Source organism: Streptacidiphilus anmyonensis (assembly GCF_000787855.1).
Lineage (GTDB): Bacteria > Actinomycetota > Actinomycetes > Streptomycetales > Streptomycetaceae > Streptacidiphilus > Streptacidiphilus anmyonensis.
This window is the reverse complement of the sequence record NZ_BBPQ01000148.1, coordinates 1,432-2,814: the sequence shown is the minus strand read 5'-3', so window position 1 is coordinate 2,814 and position 1,383 is coordinate 1,432. Positions and strand designations below refer to the sequence as shown.

Genomic DNA, 1,383 nt, shown 5'->3' with positions numbered 1-1,383 from the left:
TGTCGGCGATCACGAAATTCCCCACCTGTGAGCCGGTCCTGAGCACGTAATTCCCCACCCCCGTGAGCACGTAATTCCCCACCGGGATGACGTACGCGTGTCGCTGTGGGTGCGGTCCTCACCAGACGGACGCTTCCTTCGTGCGGATGTGCGAGGGACGGTATGGCGAGGAGAACGTTCACCGTGGTCGATGTGACCGAGATCTTGATCCACTGGTATGCCGGGCGCTCGAAGACCGAGCTCGCGGACTCGCTGGGGATCGACAGGAAGACGATCAGGAAGTACCTGGCCCCGGCGGAGGCGGCCGGCATCGCGCCGGGCGGGCCGCCGATGACCGGCGCGGACTGGGCCGGACTGGTGAAGGAGTGGTTCCCCGAGCTCGCGGACACCCGGCTGCGGCAGGTGACCTGGCCGCAGATCGCCCGGCACCACGAGTTCATCAAGCAGATGCTGCCGGTGCTGACGATGGCGACGATCCATCAGCGCCTGCGGGACGAGCACGGCCTGGACTGCTCGGCCTCCAGCCTGCGCCGGTATGTGCGGGCGAACCTGCCCGAGGAGGCCCGCCGGGACCAGGTCGTGGTGCTGCGCGAGCCCGCGGTCCCGGGCCAGGAGGCCCAGATCGACTACGGCTCGATGGGCATGTGGACCGACCCGCGCACCGGGAAACGCCACCGCGTGTGGGCGTTCGTGATGGTCCTGGCCGCCTCGCGCCACATGTTCGTGCGCCCGGTGCTGAAGATGGACCAGCAGGCCTGGTGCGCCGCTCACGTCGCCGCGTTCGAGTACTTCGGTGGCGTCCCGGCGCGCCTGGTACCGGACAACCTGCGCACCGGCGTCGAACGTCCCGACCTCTACGATCCGAAGATCAACCGCGCCTACGCCGAGCTTGCCGAGCACTACGGCGCCCTCGTGGACCCCGCGCGGTCCCGGAAACCGCGGGACAAGGGGCGCGTGGAGAGGCCTATGCCGTATATCCGCGATTCGTGGTGGCGCGGGCGGGAGTTCACCTCGATCGAGCAGATGCAGCGGGCCGCGGAGCGGTGGTCGGTCGAGGTCGCCGGGCAGCGGCAATGCCGGCCACTCGGCGGGGCCGCCCCTGCGGTGGTGTTCGAAGCGAACGAGAAGGACGCGCTCGCGCCGCTGCCCAAGCGGACGTTCGTGCTGGCGAAATGGTCGCGGGCCACCGTCGGCCCGGACATCCACATCAAGATCGGCCGGACCCTGTACTCGGTGCCGTGGCAGTTCATCGGGAAGAAGGTCGACGTCCGCTCCACCCACACCATCGTGCAGGTCTTCCACAAAGGCGACCTCATCAAGACCCACGCCGCCTGCGAGCGCGGCAAGCGCACCGACGTGACCGACTACCCGCCCGAGAAGATC

Annotated in this window: 1 protein-coding gene; it reads left to right on the top strand. The window is 68.8% G+C overall.

What is annotated here, in order from left to right; all coding sequences use genetic code 11:
- Positions 1–183: 183 nt before the first annotated feature.
- Positions 184–1,383: IS21 family transposase (gene istA, locus TR50_RS42105; RefSeq protein ID WP_042436044.1), on the top strand; the 1,200-nt coding region annotated here is incomplete at its 3' end.